Genomic DNA, 19,352 nt, shown 5'->3' with positions numbered 1-19,352 from the left:
CCGAAGGACAGAGCGCCTGAACACAGCGCCGAAGGACACAGCACAGCACCAGGAAAGGCAACGTCATGGCTGACAACACCCTGAACGGCCGCCGCGTACTGACGGTCGTGACCAACTACGGAGTCGAACAGGACGAGCTGGTGGTGCCGGTGCAGCACCTGCGCTCCCGCGGCGCGCACGTCGACGTGGCCGCCGTGTCGGCGGAGGAGATCCGCACCCTCGTCGGTGACAAGGACCCCGGGAAGACCGTCGAGCCCGACCTCACCCTGGCCGAGGCGGACACGTCCTCCTACGACCTGCTGCTGGTCCCCGGCGGCACGGTCAACGCCGACACCCTGCGCCTGGAGGAGAGCGCCGTCGCGGCGGTCCGCTCCTTCGCGGAGTCCGGCCGCAAGGTGGCGGCGATCTGCCACGGACCGTGGCTTCTGGTGGAGGCGGGCGTGCTGGAGGGCAAGACCCTGACGTCGTACGCCTCCGTCGCCACCGACATCCGCAACGCCAAGGGCACCTGGGTCGACAAGCCCGTCATGCACTGCGGTGCGAACGGCTGGGAGCTCATCACCTCCCGCACCCCCGACGACCTCGACGACTTCCTCGGCGAGATCGACAAGGTTCTCGAAGCGGCGGCCTGAGCGGACCCATCCCGCGCGCGAGATCGCGCGCCAAGCACCGGCGGCCGGGAGACACCTCCCGGCCGCCGGCGCGTCAGGACCGCCTGCGCCGCATCCGGTACACGGTGTACCCGCCCGCCATGAGCACGAGGGCGCCGCCCGCCCCCACGTAGACGGCCTCGGCGGTCCGGGACCCGCCGGTCCCCGCGCGCACGCCCCGGTCGGGGGCCGTGGTCGGGGTGGCCGCCGCTCCGGCCACGGTGATCGAGTACGTGGACGTGGCACCGCCCGGGCAGGCGACGTTCACGGTGTGGCTTCCGGGCCGGGCGTCGGGGCGGATGGTGCCGGTGCCCGTGTAGATGCCGGCCGAGCCGGTGGAGAGCGGGACGCTCTGGGTGAAGGCGCCCGACGTGGCGGTGGCCGACGCGGCGGTGCAGCCGCCGCTGACGGAGACGACCACCGACTGGCCCGGCTTGCCGGGGCTCGGCGTGATCGACAGCGAGGGCTGGGTGCCTGCCTGTGTCTGTGGCGCCGTCGGAGCCTGGGTCTCGGCCGACGCCTGCGGCGCCATCATGGCGAACGCCGCGACGGTGAGAGCGGCTGCGGTGACGGGGGGACGGACGCGCATGGGACAGACCTCGTTCCTTCGCGCGGCCGGGAGCATGCCGTCCCTGCGGACTCCGCGCTGCCCTTCATGCAAGGCGCAACCGGCCCGGTCGGCGCGCCGGACACGGCCACGCGGAGTAGCCGCGCCCCCGGCTAGCGGGCCGACCAGACGAGCACCCCGCCGAGGACGAACAGCAAGCCGATGGCGATGTTGGTCCGCCGGTAGTCGACGAGGACGGCGACGAATTCGCGGAGCGTGGCGTTGGGCCAGAAGTACGCGGCCGTGGGCGCGCCCACCACCTGGCCCCTGACCCCGGCCCGTCGGGCGGTGAGCGCGGCGCGGAAGGCGTGGTAGTTGTTCGTGACGACGACACAGCGGTAGCCGGGCCTGGCCTTCTCCATGATGGCCTTGCTGAACCGCAGGTTCTCCTCGGTCGACGTCGAGCGGTCCTCGCGCTCGATCAGCTCGGCGGGAAAACCGCGGTCGGTGAGGTAGTCGGCCATGGCGTGGGATTCCGGCAGGTCCTCGTCCGGCCCCTGCCCGCCGGAGGTGATGAGCACGGGGGAGACGCCACGCCCGGTGAGCCGCGAGTGCACCTCACGCGCCCGGTCGAGCCGACTGGCAAGGAGCGGCGGCACCGTGGAGCCGCCGACGAGACCCGACCCGAGGACGACGACGAAGTCCGCCTTGCGGCGCACCTGCAAGCGCCCGTAGAGGAACGCGTAACAGACGAAGCTCAGGAAGAGGAACGACACGTAGGAGGAGAGACCGAGGGCGGCAGCGCCGATCCCGACCAGCAGCGGGGTACGCACCACCGCGGCCGTGATCAGCAGGGCGATGACGCCGAGAATGCTCAGCGCGGCCATCAGCGAGAGCAGATTGGCCGGGCTCCTGCCCTCCTTGCGCACCATGCGCAGGCCGTTGACGAAGAGCAGGTACGTCAGGACGAGGATCCCCAACGCGCACAGGGCGAGCAGTGAGTACGCCATGAACAGGGCGGACGTCGAGCCCGACCTGATGAGGCGGAACATCCAGGCGACCAGTGCGCAGAGCACGGCGAGCCCCAGGAGCACGGCGTTGCCGAATCTTCGGCGTTCACGCAGTGCCCGCCAGCAGAAGACGAGGAAGAGCAGGGCCGCCGGGGCGTAGACCAACATCCGCACAGCGTATGGGGGGCGCTGAGCCACGGGCGACGCGCCCCTGGCCCTCGGATCCCCGCAGCCGTCCCGGCGGCCCTGGCCTTCGGCGTCAGTGGCGAGTGGAGTGCGCGGAGCGCTGGGACGGCACCCCGAAGGGGCGGTGGGGCCGGGGGTGCCCGGCCTGCGCGTCGGCCCTGCGGTCCTGCGGGCGGGGCAGCAGGAGCTCGTGGAGCAGCTCGTACCCGGCGAGCATGGCGCGGCGCATGGCCTCGGTGTCCGTCTCGCCCGCGGCCGCCCGCCGCGCCGCCTCGTGCAGCACCCGGCTGCCGTGCGCATGGCGGGGGCAGTGCAGGGAGAGGGCGTCGGCCTGGCGCTCACGCGACTCGGCGGGGAAGCCGCGCTCGGCGGCCAGCCGGTTCAGGAGGGCGTTGGCCTGGGCGACCGTCTGCCCCGGCGCGTCGATGAACCGCGCCTGGAGCAGGGCCCATTCGGAGTGGTACCGCTCGCGGGCCGCCGTCGTCAGGCCCTTGACGCGGAGGCTGCCGAAGCGCCGGAGACGTTCGCTGAGCTCCCGCTCGGCGGCCTCTGTGTCCCCCTGATGCCGTGCCACCACGCGGTCGAACTCGGGGCCGAAGCGGCGCCTCAGGTCGTCGGTGGTCGTCTGGTTCAGCGGGCGGGCGAGCAGCAGCGCGGTCACGATCGCCACCGCAGCGCCCAGGATGGCCAGCATGCTTACGGACATGTGCCTGCCTTCCGCAGAGGATCCCTCACGCGAGGCTTTCGCTACTGCGAGTTACCAACCAGGGGGGTGAATAAACGCATTGGGTGACATTCGCCGGGGTGATTCACCTTTCCAGACGCGAGCGCCCGGTCAGACGTCCGCCGGGCCCCGCCGGGTGAAGCGGTGCCACCAGTGCCGCCGCCGGGGATGCACGGCCCGTCCGAGCCGGCGCCCCAGAAGCAGATAGCCGAGGAGGGCGCCCGTCGTATTGAGGATGACGTCGTCGATGTCGAAGGTCCGCCCCGTCACGAAGGCGCCCTGGGCCAGCTCGACGAGCACCATGGTCACCGCCGTGACCACCGCGACCCGCACCAGGCCGCGAGCGCGCGGGAACAGCACCGGAAGCAGCAGCCCGAACGGCACTCCCAGAAGGATGTTCCCGCCGATCTGCTTGACGGTGTCGCGGAAGGCGGGCTGGGCGAGATAGTCGCGTATGGAGGCACCAGGCTTGAAATTGCTGTGCGTCAGAGCCTCGGAAGCCGCCGAGGGCTGCAGGGTCAGACGGGCGAGCACCACACCGAAGGCCACCATCGCGGCGAGGGCGACCAGCATGGTGAACGCCCGTGCCAGCGGCGGCAGCGGCGCTCTGCGCCGGTCCACCACCTCACCTTTCTCCCCTCCTGTTCCACTTTCGTCCTCCAAGGCCTTGTATCGGTCAGTTCGTGCCATCACTACCTCCATGCGGGGCCGCTGGGCGCGCGCCGTGGCGCCGGTGTCCAACGCCGACGGGTTCCCAAGCCACGCGTCCCAAGCGCGGGCGGCCGACCCCATCGGTGCGCGAGACGCCTCCTCGCTCTCCGGAAGTGGTGCGACAATCTCCTCTGGAAAATGGCGGTGGAGGGGCCCGGGGCCGATGGCGGCGTACCCGGCGCCCGGTGGGGAGGGACCGACGGTGGTGGAGTGGCGGTACGTCGCCAAGGGCGCGAGAGCGGTTCCCGAGCCCATGGCCACACCCTTCGTCTGGACGGCGGCCTCCTGGGGCGCCTTCGTGCTGGTGAGCACGCTCGATCTGCTCGGCGCCCTCGACCGCACCGGCCTCGCCCTCGCCGCGCTGTCACTGCTGGCCGCGGTCCTCGGCATGCTGGGCCGGTTCGCCGCGGCGCCGGGGACGGCACTGCTGTGCTGGGCACTGCTCAACGTCTTCGCCGCCCACCCCACCGGGGAGATCTCCTGGGCCGGTCACCGGGACCCGGGCTGGATGGCCTGCTTGCTCGCGGCGGCCCTCATCGGCACGGCGACCGCCCGTCTGCTCTCCGCGCGCGCCGCCTACCGACGCGTCACGCCGTACGACGGGGCAGCCTGACGCCCCCGCCCCCGCCCCCGCCCCCGGCCTCGCCCTCCGGACACGGTGCCTCCGGCATCGGGCGGCCGGTGCGCACCCGCGTCAGCTCCACGGTGAACTGCGCCCCGGCGAGCAGCGCCAGATGCGATACCCACAGCCACACCAGGAAGACAACGACGCCCGCGAGGGAGCCGTACAGCTTTCCGTAGCTGCCGAATCCCGACGCGTACCACGTGAACAGGCCCGAGGCGAGCAGCCAGAGCAGCGCGGCCAGCACCCCGCCCGGCAGGATCTGGCGCCAGCCGCGGGCCGCGGGCGGCGCGTTGCGGAAGAGCACCAGGACGAGCAGCGCCACCAGGCAGACCAGAGCGGGCCACTTCATGACGCTCCAGGCGGTCTGCCCCGCGCCGCCGACACCGAGGCGCCGCCCGAGCCCCTCGGCGAGCGGGCCGCTCAGCACGAGGAGCAGCGCACTGGTGACCAGCAGCGCCAGGAGCGTCAGCGCGGTCATCAGGACGCGGTGCGCCTTGCGCAGGGCGGGCCGGCAGTCCGGCTCACCGTGCATCGCGTGCAGCGCCCGCCGGAACACGGCCGAGTAACTAGAAGCGGACCACAGGGCGCTGACCGCGCCCGCGATCACCACTGTGAGCGCCGCGGAACGGGCGTCGGCCATCTCGCTGAGCGCCTCGTGCAGGGAGCGGCCCGACTCCGCGGGCGCCCAGTCCGTGACCTCGGCGATGAGCGCCTCCGTCGTATCGGGGCTGACCAGGCTGATCAGGCTGACCGTGACGAGGAGCGCGGGGAGCAGGGCGAGGATCGCGTAGTACGTCAGCGCCGCGGCCCAGTCCGAGACGTCGTCGTTCCACATCGACACCGGGGTGCGGCGCAGGGCGGTACGACGGTACGCCCACGCCGACGCGCCGCCCGAGGGCTCCGGGGGACTGTCCATGGGCCTGCTCCTTCTCGCGTTCGCGGCGCGAACGCCGCCTTCACCGGAATCCGGTCCGTCTTCTCAGTCCCGCTGCTCCGCCTCGTTGCGGTTGAGGCCGTGGGCCAGCTCCTGCAACACCTCATGCTGGGTCTTACCGGTCATCTCGGCGATCTGAAAGAGCAGTGCGGCACACAATGCGGTCGCGCTGTCGGCGACTTGGTCCAGGTTGCCGTCGGCGGCGCGTTTCTCCGCGACGTATTCGTCCATTACCTGTTCGCCGGAAATGTATGCCGTCATGGCCTCGATCCCGGCACGCACGCGGTCGTAGTCATTCATCGTCATGGCCGCAGACTTTCACGTCCCCGCGCCCTCGCGCCAAAACGGGCTGTGCATAAGGGAGCAGGGCCGGGGCACATGGTGCCTCGGAGGTTGATATCGATGGTTCCCCTTATCGTTGTTCTGCTGCTGGCCCTGCTTCTCTTCGGTGCGGGATTCGCACTGAAGGCCCTGTGGTTTGTCGCGGCCGTGGTGATCGTCCTGTGGCTGCTGGGATTCGTGATGCGTTCCACAGGGGCAGGCGGCCGACGAGGCCGTTGGTATCGCTGGTAGAGAACGCGGAAAACGCAGGAAACGCAGGTAACGCAGAGAACACCGCCACCACCGCGGCCGGGGTCCGGACAAATATGTCCGGACCCCGGCCGCGTATTGCTGTTCAGGCGGCGTTCCTGTTCCGGCCCTGCGGGCGCCTGTGACGCTCCGGCGCCGTCGGCGCGCCACCGCCGCCGGGGATCAGGCGCAGATGGTGCCGACGGGCATGCCGCGCGTGGCGGGCGGAAGAGGCCGGGCCTTCGGGGTCGAGCAGCCCGTCCTCCAGACGCACGGTCACGAACACCAGCAGCGCCAGCCCCGGCAGGAGTAGGACGGCGACCGCGATCATGCCGCTCCCCTTTCCGTTGTGGACACTCTCGCGGGTGCCCCTGGAAACGCGAGGAAAGGGTGGCGCGACGTGAAGATTCCGCAACAGACCGGCTGTCCGCTCCCGCGGCGCCCCTACTCCTCCCGGGCGCGAGCCAGTTGGTGAAGGTCTTCCAGGGCGTCAAGCAGGACCGTGCGGCGGTGCCAGTCGATCCATGTGCCGACGGCGCGGCTCGTGTGGTGCAGCGCCCGGAGCTGCGCCCGGGTGAAGCCGACCAGGGGACGCGCGTGGTGCGAGGAGATGACGCCGTGCACCGTGTCGGTGTCGTCGACGAGCGGGACGCTGTGGCAGGCGCGGCTGCCCGCCGAGAGGATCACGCGCCGTGTGACGTCGTCGAACCCGGGCGACGAGGCGATTTCCTTGACGGTGACCTGGTGGCTCGCGGTGGCGGCCCGCGAGCAGGCGGTGCCGCCGTCGACGAACGCGAAGTAGTCCGTGAACTGCCGGGGCAGCCCGGCGTGCTTCTCCATGCGCAGCGTGCCGTCCTCGACCAACTGCACGTTGCCCATGTACGTACTGGTGATGTGGAGGACGCGGCGCAGCGCGGCGCCGAGGACCTCGCCCTGGTTCCGCTCGTCGAGCGTGCCGGCGCCGAGCGCGGTCAGGGGCGGCGCCGGACGCCGCTCCCGGGCGTTGAACCACACGGCGGCGCCCTGCGCGGGCCCCCGCGTGCGGGCGACCGCGGTGGCCAGCTGATGCAGTTTGATGTTGGCCCGCTGGGACGCCTGGCGCATCAACGTGAACGCCGCGTCCGGGTCCGGCAGGCCGTACCGCTCGACCAGCACGCCCTCGGCCAGCGCGATCTTGGGGCGGGCGCGGACCTGCACCTCCAACTCGACGACCTGCTCCTGCAGCCGCCGCGCCTGGGCGGCGAGCCGTTTCGCCTCCTGCATGCCGGAGGGCGGCTGGTCTTCCCGCTCGCCCCGCTCGGCCCGCTCGTCCTCGGGGCGAGGTCCAGGGTGGTGGTCGGTCATGTCGCTCTCTCCCGCGGCGCGCTCGGAACTGGCACCTCGTGGTTCGGCCCGACCCACGAGACGGGCCTGTTCCCCACGCACATGGAAGTGACAGTAGCGGGGGCCGTTCGGTGTTGTCATGGCACCCCTGGAAGATCGGCCGAGAGGGGTGGAGGGGGCCGGGGCGGCGGCGGATGTGCCTGGTCAGGAGCTGGTCGGCCGGAGCAGGCGAGGTTCGTCACAGGGAAAGCGCATGGACGGGCCGCCCCGGGGAAGTCGGGCCGGTGAGTCACCCCCCGCACCGCCGCGCGGCGTCGGGCCGCGTTCCCCGAAGGAGTAAAACGTGCTCGCTATCGCCGCTGCCGTCGTGTTCGGCACAGCCTGGATCCTGCACCTCACCGAGACCTCGACCAACATCTTCTTCGGCACCACGAGCCTGATGCTGCTCGGCCTGACGCTGGCCGCCCTGCATCTCGCCGGGGTCGGCGCCGGCTGGTCCCCGCAGAGCCGCGGGCGCCGCTGACCGTCCGAAGAGCGGCGGCCGTCGCGCGCCGAGGCCCGCGTCCGTTCTCCGCGTCCGGGAACTCCTGTGCGTTGACGCACGACTACTGAAGCGTCAACCACTGGACGGACGAGGGGTGTTGGTCGGACATGAGCACGGACGATGCCAAGCCGGTACCGAGCCGTCGCGGTCTGCTGCGCGGCACGGTGGCGGGCGCGGCGGTCGCGGCCGTCGGCGCGAGCGGCGGCCCGGCGCGAGCGGCCGGGGCAGCCGCGGAGGACGGGCGGCCTGTAGGGAAGAGCAGCCCGGTGGAGGTGGCGATACTGCTCTACGACGGCTTCACCGCACTGGACGCCGTCGGCCCCTACGAAATGCTGTGCCGCCTGCCGAACACCCGCGTCACGATGGTGGCCCGGGAGACCGGACCGGTGCGTACGGACACCGGCGAGCTGAGCCTGGTCGCGGAACGGGCGATGCGGAACGTACGTGGAGCCCACGTACTGCTCGTCCCCGGCGGCGGGCAGCGGGGCACCACCGCGATGATGGAGGACACGGCCGCGCACGAGTGGATCCGCCGCATCCACCGCCGCTCGGTGTGGACCACATCGGTCTGCACCGGCTCGCTGATCCTGGGCGCGGCGGGCTTGCTGCGCGGCCTGCCCGCCACCACGTACTGGGCCTCACGCCCGTACCTGAAGGACGTCGGGGCGATCTACACCCCCGGCCGCTTCGTCGAGACCGGGAAGATCATCACGGCTGCCGGGGTCTCCGCGGGCATGGACATGGGCCTCCACCTGGCCGCCCGGCTCTCCGACGAGAAGGTGGCGCGGGCGATGCAGCTCGCGGTCGAGTACGACCCCGATCCGCCGTACGACACCGGGAGCCCCGAGAAGGCCGACGCCGAGACCGAGGCGCTCGCCCTGAAACTGCTCGCCGACGCGGCCCGCTGACGGCCGGGCCCCGCCGTCACTCGAACCGCGTGGTGTCGCCCGCCCCGTGCCGTACGACCTCGGCCTCGCCGCTGGAGAAGTCGATGACGGTCGTCGGCTCGGTGCCGCAGTCACCGGAGTCGAGGACGATGTCCACGACGTGGTCGAGCCGCTCCTTGATGTCCCAGCCCTGGGTGAGCGGCTCGTCCTCGTCGGGGAGCAGCAGGGTGCTGGAGAGCAGCGGCTCGCCCAGTTCGGCGAGGAGTGCCTGGGTGACCGTGTGGTCGGGGATGCGGACCCCGACGGTCTTCTTCTTCGGGTGCAGCAGCTGGCGGGGGACTTCCCTGGTCGCCGGGAGGATGAAGGTGTAGCGGCCGGGGGTGGTGGCCTTGATGGTGCGGAACACGTCGTTGTCGAGGTGGACGAACTGGCCCAGCTGCGCGAAGTTCTGGCACACGAGCGTGAAGTGGTGGCGCTCGTCGAGATCACGGATCGTACGGATCCGGTTGATGCCGTCACGGCTGCCGAGCTGGCATCCCAGCGCGTAGCAGGAGTCCGTGGGGTACGCGATGAGCGCGCCGGAGCGGATGCTGTCGACCGCGCTGGTGATGCTGCGCCGCTGGGGATTGTCGGGGTGCACGTCGAAGTACTTCGCCATTGGCCGAGTCTAGGTGATCAGGGCGCGGGTGGCGGGCGGCGGCACGGGACGCTCAGTGCCAGGGGCACCGGGGCAGCCCGGGGAATGGGTCGGTGCTGGTGAGGACGCTGCTCGCGGGCATGTTGCCCCACGCCTTGAGGCCGGGCAGCTCCACGGCCTCGTCGCCCTGGGTGTAGTACCAGATGTTGTTCCCGCCCTTGTGGGCCTCGCCGATCGAATAGCAGACGAACCAGCTCTCGGTCGTCTTGAGGCGCCCGGTCACGGGGGCGTCGAAGGCCGGGCGGCCGTAGAGATCTCCGGGGGCGTTGGAGCAGTACAGGTCGCCGGTGAAGGTGTTCCCGAGCATGTCCTTGTGGACGATGCCGGGCCGCAGGACGCAGGTCACCTCGTCCGCGGCGGCCGGGGTGACCGCGGCGGCCGGGGTGGCGGCCGAGGCCGGGGTGGCCGCGGGCCAGGCGGCCGCCGCCGTGAGGACGAGGGCCGACGCGGCGATCCGTCCGCGTCGTACCACGTGGGAAAGGGCCACGAGTTCACTCCTGGAGTCGGTTGACAGGGCGTCAGCGGGGGAGGGGCGGCGGCGACGACGGCCGCCGGTCAGCCGGGCATGCAGGCCGGCACGCCGGGGAACGGGTCGGGCTCGGTCTCGATGCGGAACGCCGGGACGTACCCCCAGCCCTTCCACAGCGGCCAGTTGGTCACCTCGTCGCCCTGCGTGTAGTACCAGATGCGGTTGCCGCCCTGGTGCAGGTCACCGCTCTCCCAGCAGACGAACCAGCTCGGGGAGGTCTTCAGCTTGGCGATGACCGTCCCGTAGACCTCCGGGGTCGCGAAGACGTCCGCGACCGCGTTCTCGCAGTACAGGTCCTTGGTGTACGTGTGGCCCTTGACGTCGGTGTGCCGCACGCCCTCACGGACGTGGCAGACCGGCGCCGCGGCCGTGGCCGAAGCGGCGGCGGACGCGGTCGCGGGCAGGCACATCGCGGTCAGCGCCGAGGCCAGCAGCGCGCCGGCGGCACGGCGGCTCCCACCGCGCCGGGTCCGCGGCGCCGCTTGCGTCGTCCGCGCCGGCTGAGTCGTCCGCGTCATCTCCGTCACCCCCATGAGCACTTGGGCAGGCCGGGGACCGGGTCCTGGGGCGTCTCCAGCATCACCGCGGGCATGTAGCCCCAGGCCTTCGCGGTCGGGCGCGAGACGACCTCGTCGCCCTGGGTGTAGTACCAGATGTTGTTGCCCCCGGCGTGCTGGTCACCCACCTTCCAGCAGACGAACCAGCTGCGGGTGGTCACCATCCGGCCGACCACCGGGCTGTCCGTGAACGACTGCAGGCGCACGTCGCCCGGCGCGTTGTCGCACAGGATGTCCGCGTCCCACGACATGCCGGTCCAGTCCGTGTGCGCACTGCCCTCGCGCATGACGCACGGGGTCGCCTCCACTGCCGCGGTCGCCGAGGCCCGCGCCGGTCCGGTCGCCGTGCCCATCAGGCCCGTCGCGGCCACCGCCGTCGCGAGCAGCGCGCCGCCAGTTCTCCGCTTCATGGATCTCCCGCCCCTCTGGGTCCGTTCGGTGACCGAAGTCTGACGCGCACCGCTGACGGCGGGCTGACCGATCCGATCCCGGCGGCGGGCCGGGGTCAACGTGTACATAAGGTAGCCGCATGTCCGAGGACTCCCCCCTGATACGTAGCTTGCGCACGGCCGTTGAAGCGGCACCCGCCGATGTACCGCTGCGGCTGCACCTGGCCGAACTGATGCTGGACGCCGGGCAGCCGGACGCCGCGGTCGCGGAGGTGGCCGTCGCCTTGCAGCACGCGCCGGGTGACGGCCAGGCCCGCGCGCTGATGGCCCGCGCGATGGGCGCGCCCGCCCTCGCCCCCGAGGCCCCGCCGCAGCAGCCGCTCCCGCCCGGTCCGGCGGCGGGCTCTGCCGTGACGGGTGCTGCGGCGCCGGGCTCTGCGGTGCCGGGCTCTGCGGCGGCGGGCGCCGGGGTGAGCGACCTGGCGGTGACCGGTCCCGCGGCGCCTGAACTTATGGTGCACGGCTCCCCGGCGACGGGCCCCGCGGTGACCGACTCCGTAGCGACCGGCTCCACGGCGACCGCCCCCACGAGCCCCGACCTCGCGACCACCGCCCCCACTGACCCCGACCCCGCAACGACCACCCCCACCACCCCCGACCCCCGCCCCGGCTTCGACTGGCGTGCTGCCGCTGATCAGGTCGGGGACGTGATCCCGCCCCGCTTCGTCGAGGCGCCCCTGGCCGTCGACGGCAGCGGCGACCCCGGGGACGCCTCCGCCTGGGACGTCGACACCCCCGGCACGATCCGCCTCGCGGACGTCGGCGGCATGCAAGAGGTCAAGGAGCGCCTGGAGGCCGCGTTCCTCGCCCCGATGCGCAACCCCGAACTGCGCAAGCTGTACGGCAAGAGCCTGCGCGGCGGGCTCCTCCTGTACGGGCCGCCCGGCTGCGGCAAGACGTTCATCGCCCGCGCGATCGCAGGTGAACTCGGGGCCGGTTTCCTGTCGGTGTCGGTCAACGACGTCCTCGACATGTGGATCGGCAACTCCGAGCGCAACATGCACGAGATCTTCCAGACCGCCCGCCGCCAGGCGCCCTGCGTCGTCTTCCTCGACGAACTCGACGCGCTCGGCGCCAAGCGCAGCCGCACCCAGCACAGCGGCATGCGCAACACCGTCAACCAGCTCCTGACCGAGCTGGACGGCATCGACTCCGCCGCCAACGAGGGCGTGTTCGTGCTCGCCGCCACCAACGCCCCCTGGGACGTGGACATCGCCCTGCGCCGGCCAGGACGCCTGGACCGCACCCTGCTCGTCCTGCCGCCCGACGCCCCGGCGCGCGAGAGCATCCTCCGCTACCACCTCCAGGAACGCCCCGTCGAGAACATCGACTTGGGCAAGCTCGTCAAGGCCACGGACGGCCTCTCCGGCGCGGACCTGGCCCACCTGTGCGAGGCGGCGGCCGAGAGCGCCCTGCTCGACTCGGCGCGCACCGGCACCATCCGCATGATCGGCATGCGCGACCTGCTGAACGCCGCGAAGCAGACCGTCCCGTCCACCGAGCCGTGGTTCGCCTCCGCGCGCAACGTCGCCATGTACGCCAACGACGGCGGCGCGTACGACGACCTGATCACCTATCTGAAGAAGAAGCGGAAGCTGTGAGCACGCTGCACCCGACGGTCGAGAAGGCCCAGGCCCTGATCGAACTCGACCGCTACGACCAGGCCCTGGCACTCCTGGCAGGCCGCCTCGCCGAGGACCCCGGCGACCTGCGCGCCTGGGTCAAGATCGGCTACTGCCACCTCGGCCAGGAGCGGCCCAAGGACGCCACGGCGGCGGCCGACGAAGCCCTCAAACTGGCGCCCGAGGACTACGGCGCGCTGCGCCTGCGCGCCCAGGCAATGGTCCGCGACAACGGCTGGCTCAAGGTCCAGCCCGTGCTGCGCGAGCTGATCCGGGTCGCCCCCCATGACTCGTTCGCCCACGCCATGCTCGCCGACGCCGTATGGCGCGAGTCGCTGGTCCGTTACGGCCAGGAGAGCGGCGCCCGTCACCTCACCACCGAGGCCATCGACCGTGTCACCCGTGAAGCCGCCGATCTGGCGATGGAGGCGCTCCGGCTGGGCCCGGAGGACATCTACGCCCACGAGATCGCCCACCGCATCGCCAGCATGGCCGGGAACGGCACGGTCTCGGACATGCTCGACGAGGCCATCCTCCGCATCGACCCGCACCACGCGGAGGCCCTCGCCCGCCAGACGAGGAAGGCGGCCCGGGCGCCGGGCGTCGGAGCCACCGAGGCCGCCGACCTGTACGCGGACGCGCTCGCGGCAGAGCCCAACTCCGCCGACATGCGCGAGCAACTCGACCACGCCACCTACCGCCTCCTGCGCGGCACGCGATGGCTGGCCCTGCTCTGCGTGGGCCTCGCGGGCGCCATGGTCGACCTCTTCCCCTCCGCCGACCGGCCCGCCCCGGAGCTGCCCGTCCCCGTCGGCCAGCGCCTGTGGTTCCTGTTCATCATGGCCGTGATCTGGGCCTTCGGAGCCTGGCGCCGCTACAGCCGACTGCGCGCTGGCGTCCAGCTCAACGTCCGCTCGCTGGTCCGCCGCGGCCGCTGGGCCCGCATCGTCCTGGCCCAGGCGGCCTGGGCCATGGCGTGCGCCCTGCTGATCGCCGAGATCCCCTGGACGGACCGGGCCGTGCCCCAACTCCTCTTCTGGGCCGGACTCGTTCCCACGGCGGCGACCATCTGGTTCGACAAGAGGAAGTCCCGCTAGCCGCCGCGCGAGGAGACCCGCCGACCGCCGCGCCCTCAGCCGTTGAGCAGCCGCCACGTGGTGAGGGCGAGGCGGGCACGGAACAGGCCGGTGGGCTCGGTGAGTTCGATGCCGAGGACCTTTCCGATCTGGTCGAGGCGGCGGGCGACGCTGCTGTGGTGCAGGTGGAGCAGCTCGGCGGCCCGGCGCAGCGAGCCCACGGCGCAGTACGTGTCCAGCGTCTCCAGATCCTCCGGACTGCCGGCGATCCGGTCGACCGCGGCCACATCGGCGTTGTCCCGCGCCGCCGCCTCGGGCACATCGGCGAGCAGGGCCAGCGCCCCCAACTCCTCGTGCCGGACGACCGGCAGCCGCGGCGTGGTGAAGCGGAGGGCGGCGCGGGCCTGGAGCCAGGACCGGTCGGGGCTCTCGGCCGCGCCGATGCCCGCGCGCACGCCCGCCGGGAACCGGTCCGGATCCAGGGTGGTGGCGAGGATGACGCCCACGTCGGCGACGGCCGCCGCCTTCACCGGGCGCGCCGGGCAGAGCAGAGCGGCGACATGGTCGAGCGGAAGCCGGGTCCGTACGGCGACGACCCGCACCGGAAGGCCGGCGGCGAAGCCCAGGAGCCGCAGCGCCCTGGTTCTGGCCGCCTCGTCGCTGTCGGAGCTGACCACCAGTTCGACGAGGGCGGGGTCGGCCATGGTGGTGCGGGCGGGACCGTACCGCTCGACCACCGCCGCGGCGGCGATGGCGAGCCGCTCCAGGAGTACCGCGTCCAGTTCGTTGTGGGCGCCGGGGCGCTCCAGCCACACCGTGCCGATCTCCTCGTCGTCGAGCAGGATCGTGTCCGTGGTCGACGCGGGCCCGGGCGGAGTGCGCGCTTCCGTTCCGTCGGGCGAGATCCGGATGGCCCGCCCCGTGCCGTGCAGCCGGATCCCGGCCACGCACTCGGCGAGCCCCGCGGAGGCGCGCGCGAGCGCGGGGAGATCGACGCGGCGGCGCATCAGCGTGTCGTAGAACATGATGACGCGCAGCGCGCCCTCCGCGTGCGAGTCCAGTTGCGTGAGCCGTACGGCCAGTGCCTCCATGTCGGGAGCATAGGCGCCAGTCGGTGCGCGATCGGCGCGGGTTGCCCGACGGTCGGCGGATGACCTCGGGCTCTCGGGGCGCCCTCATCTGGTTGCACGGCGGTGGCTGGGTCATGGGTGACGTCGACACCGAGCACCCGTTGGCCGCGCGGCTCGCCACCGCCTCCGGGGCAGTGGTGATCTCGGTGGGCTACCGCCTGGCTCCCGAGAACCCGTTCCCGGCCGCGCCGGACGACGCGTACGCCGTGCTGGTCTGGGCGGCCGAGCACGCGGCCGAACTCGGCATCGACGCGGACCGGATCGCGGTGGGCGGGCACAGCGCGGGCGGCGGGCTCGCGGCCGCCGTGGCGCTGCGGGCGCGTGACGAGCAGGGGCCGCGGATCCGCTTCCAGCTGCTCAACCAGCCCGGGCTCGACGACCGGCAGGAGACGTGGTCACAGCGGCACTCCACCGACACGCCCTGGATGGACCGCGACAAGATCTCCGCGATGTGGCGGCATTACCTGGGCTCCACGCCCGCCACGCCGTACGCCGCCCCGGCTCGGGCCGCCGACCTGTCCGGCCTGCCGCCCGCCTACATATCCGCCGGAGAGCACTGCCCGAACCGCGACGAGAACATCGAGTACGCGGTGCGCCCGATGTCTCCCAGCGGCAACTCGCCGAACTGGGCACGGCCCTGAGCCGCGCCTTGTCCAACGCCCAAGGCGGCCGAGTGAGCGCCGCGCAGCCCGTGTTCGACCCCGGCTCCCAGTGACATCATGTCCGTCACCGCACCTCAAGGCAGCCGCCTCGAGAAGCGGACCCAGGCTTGAGCGGACCGGCGCCCTGATCGGGCCGAGGGCGCCGACTCGCTCACTGAGCGTTCTGCTGTGCCGTGTTCGTCGTCTTGGCGACCGCTGCCGCCATCTGCTCCCGCACGGCCTCGGGCAGCGCGCCGCCCTGGACGGCGGCCACCAGGTCCTCGGCCAGGCGGTACAGCTTGGTGTTGGTGTTCTGCGAGGTCGTGACCAGCACTTCCCAGGCGGCCTCGGGGCTCAGCTGGAACGACGACATCAGGATGCCGCGGGCCAGGTCGATGGTGGGCCGCGTCTCCATGGCCCGCCGCAACTGGGCGACCTCGGCCCGCAGCTCCTGCTCGGACTCCCCGCGCGGCACGGCGTCACCGTCGCGCGGTCCCGTCTCACATCCGACCGGCCCCGCGTCTCGGGTGACCGGATCCGTTTCACGGGCGACCGGATCCGCCACCCTCTCCTCCTCCAGGCCCTCGGCGCTGAACAAGTCGCGGGTCCCGGTCAGGTCGAGGATCCGCTCGACCGCGGGGCTGCTGGCGCTGATGACGATGGCTTTCCCCTGCTCCAGGGCCCACTGGCGCAGACTGAGCAGGAGATTGAGACCGGAGCAGTCGCAGAACCTCACCCCGCTCAGATCCAGGTCGATGGCGCGGGTCGGCCGGCTGACGGTATGCCGCAGCCCGGACCGGAGCCGTCGCCCGGCGTGGAGGTCGAGCTGCCCCCGCACCAGCACGCTCATCCGGTAACTGCCCGGAACCACGTCCACCGTCGTGGGCAACGGCGGCAAGGGCAGCGGTGTGCCACCCCCCGGACCGGAGTCCGTCCGGTCACCCGGACCGTATTCGTCGCCCTCTCTCGTGAGGGACTGCTCAGAGTGTCCGGGCTCCGGCATGACTGCTCCCTCTCGTTTTCCGCCTGTCGCCGCTCTCAGGCTGCCCGCTGCGGCCCACATACGTCAACTAATACATGAAACGTAGTACGTGTTTTTGAAATCATGCATGCTTGGTCGCTAGAGTTGGCCCATGGATGGAGTGCCCGAGCCACACACCGGATGGACGTTTCTCACCAATCACGCACGGGTGCTGGCGGCGATCGCGGACAATCACAACGCGCGCATCCGCGACATCGCCGCGCACTGCCGGCTCACCGAGCGTGCTGTCCAGAAGATCATCGCCGACCTGGAGCAGGACGGATATCTCTCCCACACGCGGGAGGGACGGACCAACACGTACCGGATCGACCCCGGCAAGGTGCTGCGCCACCCGGCCGAATCCGGGCTGGTCGTGGCCTCCCTGCTCTCCCTGCTTGCGCGGGACGAGGCCAACCGCGCCTCGCCCTCCGAGGCAACGAGCCGCCACCGCGCCTCGGCCTGACCGCGGCCGCCCGCACCTTCGAAGGACACGCGCAGCGCTCTGTGAGGGCAGGTGGCGGACATGCCCGTCGGCTGGGAGTGGGACGACACGCTCTTCGCGGGCGCCGCCCCCTATTACGAGCGCGGGAGGCTTCCCTACGCCCCGGGACTGGTGGACGTACTGGCCGATGTAGCGCGACCTCGTGGCCGCCGCCACCAGGGACATGCTGGAGCCCGGCGGGGCCCTGGTGCACCTCTCGGACGTGAAGACGGAGTCCCGGTCCGCCGACGGCCTGCCCCACCCGGCCGTGCCGTACGCGACCCTCGCGGATCTGGTCGCGGACTACCTCGACCCGGCCCGACGAGCCGGCCGAGGGGTGCTGCCGCAGGGGACGCCCAGCGGTGAGGCGGCCATCTTCACGAGGGCGGGATTCTCCGGCCCCGACCGCCACGTCGTCCCGGGCAGGCAGGCGCTGGAGCGTACTGGCCACTCCGTCGTCGCCTGGGTGTTCTCGATGAGGCCTCCCCGACGGGCCGATTCTCCGAACGCGTGCCGAGCACGGAGGTCATCGTATGGAGGGCTTGAGCAGGCCCGAGCTGATCGATCCCACCACGCGGCTGCGGCCGTCCTTCCTGGCGGCCGTGGCCGAGTTCCGGGCCGACCGCGACTATCCGACGCCGTGGTTCGTCACCGACGTCGACGCGGCTGCCCTCGCCGATGCGGATGCTGGTGCCGACGCCTTCGGCGCCTACGTGGCCCGTCTGCTGGCCGAGCGGCACGAAGCCGGGGTACGGGCGGGCTTCGTGCCGATGACCACGCTGTGGTGGGCCGCGGGCGACCAGATGCTCGGCAGACTGGCGATCCGGCACCGGCTGACGCGGACACTGGCGGAGGTCGGCGGTCACATCGGCTACGACGTGCGCCCCAGCGCCCGGCGCCGGGGACACGCCACCGCGATGCTCGCCGCGGCGCTGCCGATCGCCGCCTCGCTCGGCATCACGCGGGCGCTCCTGACCGTCGACGGGACGAACACCGCCTCCCGGCGCGTCATCGAGGCGAACGGCGGCGCGTTCCTCGACACGGTCGGTGACAAGTGCCGCTACTGGGTGCCGACTTCTCCGGAGTAGGGCGGTAGGCACCTGGTGGCCGAAGCGCGCCCGGGCCAGGCCCACCACGAAACCCGGACGCGTCGTGCGGGCCGTGCCGACGAGATGGGCGGCCACGTCGTGGACCGCCCGCCCACCCTTCGCAGAGGGACGCCGTTCCCCGGGCCCCTGTGCCCGCTCTTGAGACCCGCCGCACGAGGGGAACTCATCGCCGGCCGACGGGTGGCGACCCCACGCTTGCCCTGGAGCGCACTCCATCTCGTAAGGTCACCGCGTCCAAGAGGGCGACGTTCAAGGAGAGTTGTATGCGCCACCGCGTTCTGGGCGGGACCGGCATCCAGGTCAGCCCCTACTGCCTCGGCACCATGATGTTCGGTTCCGTCGGCAATACCGACCACGACGACTGCGTACGGATCGTCCACGCGGCGCTGGACGAGGGCATCAACTTCGTCGACACCGCCGACATGTACTCGGCCGGGGAGTCGGAGACGATCGTGGGCAAGGCGCTGAAGGGCCGCCGTGATGACGTCGTACTCGCGACCAAGGTCCACTTCCCCATGGGCGAAGGCCCCAACCACGGCGGCAACTCCCGGCGTTGGATCATCCGCGAGGTGGAGGAGAGCCTGCGACGCCTCGGCACGGACTGGATCGACCTGTACCAGGTGCACCGGCCGGACCACACGACCGACATCGAGGAGACGCTCTCCGCCCTGACCGACCTGGTGCGCCAGGGCAAGATCAGAGCGTTCGGCTGCTCCACGTTCCCCGCGGACGAGATCGTCGAGGCGTACCACGTCGCCGACCGCCGAGGGCTCCAGCGGTTCCGTACAGAGCAGCCGCCGTACTCCCTGCTGGCGCGAGGCGTCGAGAAGCATGTGCTGCCGGTCGCGCAACGCCTGGGGATGGGGGTGCTGACCTGGAGCCCGCTGGGCTCGGGGTTCCTGACCGGCCGCTACCGCAAGGGCCGGCCCCTCGACCTCAGCAGCGGGCGCCCCACCCTGCACCCCGCCCGTTTCGATCCGTCGTCCCCACGCACCGCCGCGAAGCTGGAGGTCGTCGAGCAGCTCGTCGCCGTGGCCGACGAAGTGGGCTGCACGCTCCCGGAGCTGGCGATCGCCTTCCCGCTCGCGCATCCGGCCGTCACCTCGGTGATCATCGGCCCGCGCACGAGGGAGCAGCTGCGGAACACGCTCAAGGGCGCCTCCGTGGTGCTCGACGACGCCGTACTCGACCGGATCGACGAGATCGTGCCGCCCGGCACCGACATCTACCCCCCGGATGGCGTGTGGACCCCGCCCTCGCTCAGCACGCCGTCACTGCGCCGACGTACGCCCGGGGACCGGTCCGCCGTCTGAGGCGGCGCGCCACCGG

25 protein-coding genes and 1 pseudogene are annotated in these 19,352 nt (G+C 71.9%); 12 read left to right on the top strand and 14 right to left on the bottom strand.

All coding sequences use genetic code 11. The annotated features are described in order from the left end of the window. Positions 1–65 precede the first annotated feature (65 nt). Positions 66–632, top strand: coding sequence for a type 1 glutamine amidotransferase domain-containing protein (locus DMA15_RS00945; RefSeq protein WP_125510753.1), 567 nt, complete (start codon positions 66–68; stop codon positions 630–632). 73 nt (positions 633–705) lie between these two features. On the opposite strand, the gene DMA15_RS00940 is transcribed toward DMA15_RS00945, so the two are convergent. From DMA15_RS00940 to DMA15_RS00925, 4 genes are all read right to left on the bottom strand, one after another. After that, positions 706–1,239 (bottom strand): hypothetical protein, encoded by a 534-nt coding sequence (locus DMA15_RS00940; RefSeq protein ID WP_125510752.1) that lies wholly within the window; start codon positions 1,237–1,239, stop codon positions 706–708. 131 nt (positions 1,240–1,370) lie between these two features. After that, positions 1,371–2,375, bottom strand: a complete 1,005-nt coding sequence (locus DMA15_RS00935) for a YdcF family protein (protein ID WP_125510751.1) — start codon at positions 2,373–2,375, stop codon at positions 1,371–1,373. Positions 2,376–2,466: 91 nt separating this feature from the next. Next, positions 2,467–3,099, bottom strand: coding sequence for a hypothetical protein (locus DMA15_RS00930; protein WP_125510750.1), 633 nt, complete (start codon positions 3,097–3,099; stop codon positions 2,467–2,469). A gap of 129 nt (positions 3,100–3,228) precedes the next feature. After that, positions 3,229–3,807, bottom strand: a complete 579-nt coding sequence (locus DMA15_RS00925) for a VanZ family protein (protein WP_240659639.1) — start codon at positions 3,805–3,807, stop codon at positions 3,229–3,231. 223 nt (positions 3,808–4,030) lie between these two features. On the opposite strand from DMA15_RS00925, the gene DMA15_RS00920 reads away from it, so the two are divergent. Next, complete coding sequence (locus DMA15_RS00920; RefSeq protein ID WP_125517155.1) at positions 4,031–4,441, top strand: hypothetical protein; 411 nt, start codon at positions 4,031–4,033, stop codon at positions 4,439–4,441. Here the strand turns inward: DMA15_RS00920 and DMA15_RS00915 are convergent. Both DMA15_RS00915 and DMA15_RS00910 read right to left on the bottom strand, forming a co-directional pair. Then, the gene (locus DMA15_RS00915) at positions 4,416–5,369 is read right to left on the bottom strand and encodes a YihY/virulence factor BrkB family protein (RefSeq protein WP_125510749.1); all 954 of its coding nucleotides are present in this window, start codon (positions 5,367–5,369) and stop codon (positions 4,416–4,418) included. The two genes, DMA15_RS00920 and DMA15_RS00915, sit on opposite strands and share 26 nt — an antisense overlap. A 63-nt stretch (positions 5,370–5,432) precedes the next feature. Next, a complete protein-coding gene (locus DMA15_RS00910) occupies positions 5,433–5,693 on the bottom strand; it encodes a hypothetical protein (protein ID WP_240659638.1) in 261 nt (86 codons plus the stop codon). 96 nt (positions 5,694–5,789) lie between these two features. Here DMA15_RS00910 and DMA15_RS37225 point away from each other — a divergent pair, with 96 nt between their 5' ends. Beyond that, on the top strand, positions 5,790–5,960 hold the full coding sequence (locus DMA15_RS37225) for a hydrophobic protein (protein ID WP_125510748.1): 171 nt from the start codon (positions 5,790–5,792) through the stop codon (positions 5,958–5,960). A gap of 103 nt (positions 5,961–6,063) precedes the next feature. Here DMA15_RS37225 and DMA15_RS00900 read toward each other — a convergent pair whose 3' ends face one another. Together DMA15_RS00900 and DMA15_RS00895 are read right to left on the bottom strand one after the other, a co-directional pair. Beyond that, on the bottom strand, positions 6,064–6,288 hold the full coding sequence (locus DMA15_RS00900) for a hypothetical protein (RefSeq protein WP_125510747.1): 225 nt from the start codon (positions 6,286–6,288) through the stop codon (positions 6,064–6,066). Between the two features lie 113 nt (positions 6,289–6,401). Continuing rightward, on the bottom strand, positions 6,402–7,301 hold the full coding sequence (locus DMA15_RS00895) for an ANTAR domain-containing protein (protein WP_240659637.1): 900 nt from the start codon (positions 7,299–7,301) through the stop codon (positions 6,402–6,404). 322 nt (positions 7,302–7,623) lie between these two features. Here DMA15_RS00895 and DMA15_RS00890 point away from each other — a divergent pair, with 322 nt between their 5' ends. Beyond that, entirely contained in the window at positions 7,624–7,803 is a 180-nt protein-coding gene (locus DMA15_RS00890) for a hypothetical protein (RefSeq protein ID WP_125510746.1), read from the top strand. A gap of 128 nt (positions 7,804–7,931) precedes the next feature. Further along, complete coding sequence (locus DMA15_RS00885) at positions 7,932–8,732, top strand: DJ-1/PfpI family protein (protein ID WP_125510745.1); 801 nt, start codon at positions 7,932–7,934, stop codon at positions 8,730–8,732. A gap of 16 nt (positions 8,733–8,748) precedes the next feature. Here the strand turns inward: DMA15_RS00885 and DMA15_RS00880 are convergent, their stop codons facing one another. The 4 genes from DMA15_RS00880 to DMA15_RS00860 all read right to left on the bottom strand — a co-directional run bounded on the left by DMA15_RS00880 (position 8,749) and on the right by DMA15_RS00860 (position 10,904). Next, positions 8,749–9,369 (bottom strand): L-threonylcarbamoyladenylate synthase, encoded by a 621-nt coding sequence (locus DMA15_RS00880; RefSeq protein WP_164551660.1) that lies wholly within the window; start codon positions 9,367–9,369, stop codon positions 8,749–8,751. Between the two features lie 52 nt (positions 9,370–9,421). After that, the gene (locus DMA15_RS36475; RefSeq protein WP_164551659.1) at positions 9,422–9,895 is read right to left on the bottom strand and encodes a hypothetical protein; all 474 of its coding nucleotides are present in this window, start codon (positions 9,893–9,895) and stop codon (positions 9,422–9,424) included. 68 nt (positions 9,896–9,963) lie between these two features. Further along, positions 9,964–10,455 (bottom strand): hypothetical protein, encoded by a 492-nt coding sequence (locus tag DMA15_RS00865; RefSeq protein WP_125510742.1) that lies wholly within the window; start codon positions 10,453–10,455, stop codon positions 9,964–9,966. Between the two features lie 5 nt (positions 10,456–10,460). Then, positions 10,461–10,904, bottom strand: a complete 444-nt coding sequence (locus DMA15_RS00860) for a hypothetical protein (protein ID WP_125510741.1) — start codon at positions 10,902–10,904, stop codon at positions 10,461–10,463. Positions 10,905–11,023: 119 nt separating this feature from the next. Here DMA15_RS00860 and DMA15_RS00855 point away from each other — a divergent pair, with 119 nt between their 5' ends. Together DMA15_RS00855 and DMA15_RS00850 are read left to right on the top strand one after the other, a co-directional pair. Continuing rightward, entirely contained in the window at positions 11,024–12,544 is a 1,521-nt protein-coding gene (locus DMA15_RS00855; protein WP_125510740.1) for an ATP-binding protein, read from the top strand. Continuing rightward, complete coding sequence (locus DMA15_RS00850; protein ID WP_240659636.1) at positions 12,541–13,662, top strand: hypothetical protein; 1,122 nt, start codon at positions 12,541–12,543, stop codon at positions 13,660–13,662. Before DMA15_RS00855 ends, DMA15_RS00850 begins: the two co-directional genes overlap by 4 nt. 35 nt (positions 13,663–13,697) lie before the next feature. Here the strand turns inward: DMA15_RS00850 and DMA15_RS00845 are convergent, their stop codons facing one another. Further along, a complete protein-coding gene (locus DMA15_RS00845) occupies positions 13,698–14,732 on the bottom strand; it encodes a helix-turn-helix domain-containing protein (protein WP_125510738.1) in 1,035 nt (344 codons plus the stop codon). 59 nt (positions 14,733–14,791) lie between these two features. Here DMA15_RS00845 and DMA15_RS00840 point away from each other — a divergent pair, with 59 nt between their 5' ends. Continuing rightward, a complete protein-coding gene (locus DMA15_RS00840; RefSeq protein WP_240659635.1) occupies positions 14,792–15,412 on the top strand; it encodes an alpha/beta hydrolase in 621 nt (206 codons plus the stop codon). A gap of 172 nt (positions 15,413–15,584) precedes the next feature. Here the strand turns inward: DMA15_RS00840 and DMA15_RS00835 are convergent, their stop codons facing one another. Continuing rightward, positions 15,585–16,301 (bottom strand): ANTAR domain-containing protein, encoded by a 717-nt coding sequence (locus DMA15_RS00835; protein WP_240659634.1) that lies wholly within the window; start codon positions 16,299–16,301, stop codon positions 15,585–15,587. 244 nt (positions 16,302–16,545) lie between these two features. Between DMA15_RS00835 and DMA15_RS00830 the strand changes: the two genes are divergently transcribed. The 4 genes and pseudogenes from DMA15_RS00830 to DMA15_RS00815 all read left to right on the top strand — a co-directional run bounded on the left by DMA15_RS00830 (position 16,546) and on the right by DMA15_RS00815 (position 19,336). Next, the gene (locus DMA15_RS00830; protein WP_125510736.1) at positions 16,546–16,896 is read left to right on the top strand and encodes a helix-turn-helix domain-containing protein; all 351 of its coding nucleotides are present in this window, start codon (positions 16,546–16,548) and stop codon (positions 16,894–16,896) included. 60 nt (positions 16,897–16,956) lie between these two features. Further along, positions 16,957–17,460, top strand: a pseudogene (locus DMA15_RS37220) (methyltransferase type 11). After that, positions 17,448–18,002: a GNAT family N-acetyltransferase gene (locus tag DMA15_RS00820; protein WP_125510735.1), complete on the top strand. Its 555-nt coding sequence runs from the start codon at positions 17,448–17,450 to the stop codon at positions 18,000–18,002. The pseudogene DMA15_RS37220 and the gene DMA15_RS00820 overlap by 13 nt, the downstream one beginning before the upstream one ends. 284 nt (positions 18,003–18,286) lie before the next feature. Further along, complete coding sequence (locus DMA15_RS00815; RefSeq protein ID WP_125510734.1) at positions 18,287–19,336, top strand: aldo/keto reductase; 1,050 nt, start codon at positions 18,287–18,289, stop codon at positions 19,334–19,336. Positions 19,337–19,352 lie beyond the last annotated feature (16 nt).

This window comes from Streptomyces sp. WAC 01529 (genome assembly GCF_003945545.1).
Classification (GTDB): Bacteria; Actinomycetota; Actinomycetes; order Streptomycetales; family Streptomycetaceae; genus Streptomyces; species Streptomyces anatolicus.
Note: the sequence above shows the minus strand (reverse complement) of the source record. Positions and strands in the feature narration are given on the sequence as shown.

Coding starts and splice junctions, on each gene's coding strand:
- DMA15_RS37225 (WP_125510748.1), top strand. CDS start 5,790: ATGGTTCCCCTTATCGTTGTTCTGCTGCTGGCCCTGCTTCTCTTCGGT.
- DMA15_RS00860 (WP_125510741.1), bottom strand. CDS start 10,904: ATGAAGCGGAGAACTGGCGGCGCGCTGCTCGCGACGGCGGTGGCCGCG.
- DMA15_RS00940 (WP_125510752.1), bottom strand. CDS start 1,239: ATGCGCGTCCGTCCCCCCGTCACCGCAGCCGCTCTCACCGTCGCGGCG.
- DMA15_RS00855 (WP_125510740.1), top strand. CDS start 11,024: ATGTCCGAGGACTCCCCCCTGATACGTAGCTTGCGCACGGCCGTTGAA.
- DMA15_RS00895 (WP_240659637.1), bottom strand. CDS start 7,301: ATGACCGACCACCACCCTGGACCTCGCCCCGAGGACGAGCGGGCCGAG.
- DMA15_RS00865 (WP_125510742.1), bottom strand. CDS start 10,455: ATGACGCGGACGACTCAGCCGGCGCGGACGACGCAAGCGGCGCCGCGG.
- DMA15_RS00935 (WP_125510751.1), bottom strand. CDS start 2,375: ATGTTGGTCTACGCCCCGGCGGCCCTGCTCTTCCTCGTCTTCTGCTGG.
- DMA15_RS00820 (WP_125510735.1), top strand. CDS start 17,448: ATGGAGGGCTTGAGCAGGCCCGAGCTGATCGATCCCACCACGCGGCTG.
- DMA15_RS00840 (WP_240659635.1), top strand. CDS start 14,792: ATGACCTCGGGCTCTCGGGGCGCCCTCATCTGGTTGCACGGCGGTGGC.
- DMA15_RS00945 (WP_125510753.1), top strand. CDS start 66: ATGGCTGACAACACCCTGAACGGCCGCCGCGTACTGACGGTCGTGACC.
- DMA15_RS00880 (WP_164551660.1), bottom strand. CDS start 9,369: ATGGCGAAGTACTTCGACGTGCACCCCGACAATCCCCAGCGGCGCAGC.
- DMA15_RS00925 (WP_240659639.1), bottom strand. CDS start 3,807: ATGGCACGAACTGACCGATACAAGGCCTTGGAGGACGAAAGTGGAACA.
- DMA15_RS00845 (WP_125510738.1), bottom strand. CDS start 14,732: ATGGAGGCACTGGCCGTACGGCTCACGCAACTGGACTCGCACGCGGAG.
- DMA15_RS00915 (WP_125510749.1), bottom strand. CDS start 5,369: ATGGACAGTCCCCCGGAGCCCTCGGGCGGCGCGTCGGCGTGGGCGTAC.
- DMA15_RS00900 (WP_125510747.1), bottom strand. CDS start 6,288: ATGATCGCGGTCGCCGTCCTACTCCTGCCGGGGCTGGCGCTGCTGGTG.
- DMA15_RS00815 (WP_125510734.1), top strand. CDS start 18,287: ATGCGCCACCGCGTTCTGGGCGGGACCGGCATCCAGGTCAGCCCCTAC.
- DMA15_RS00910 (WP_240659638.1), bottom strand. CDS start 5,693: ATGACGATGAATGACTACGACCGCGTGCGTGCCGGGATCGAGGCCATG.
- DMA15_RS00885 (WP_125510745.1), top strand. CDS start 7,932: ATGAGCACGGACGATGCCAAGCCGGTACCGAGCCGTCGCGGTCTGCTG.
- DMA15_RS00930 (WP_125510750.1), bottom strand. CDS start 3,099: ATGTCCGTAAGCATGCTGGCCATCCTGGGCGCTGCGGTGGCGATCGTG.
- DMA15_RS00830 (WP_125510736.1), top strand. CDS start 16,546: ATGGATGGAGTGCCCGAGCCACACACCGGATGGACGTTTCTCACCAAT.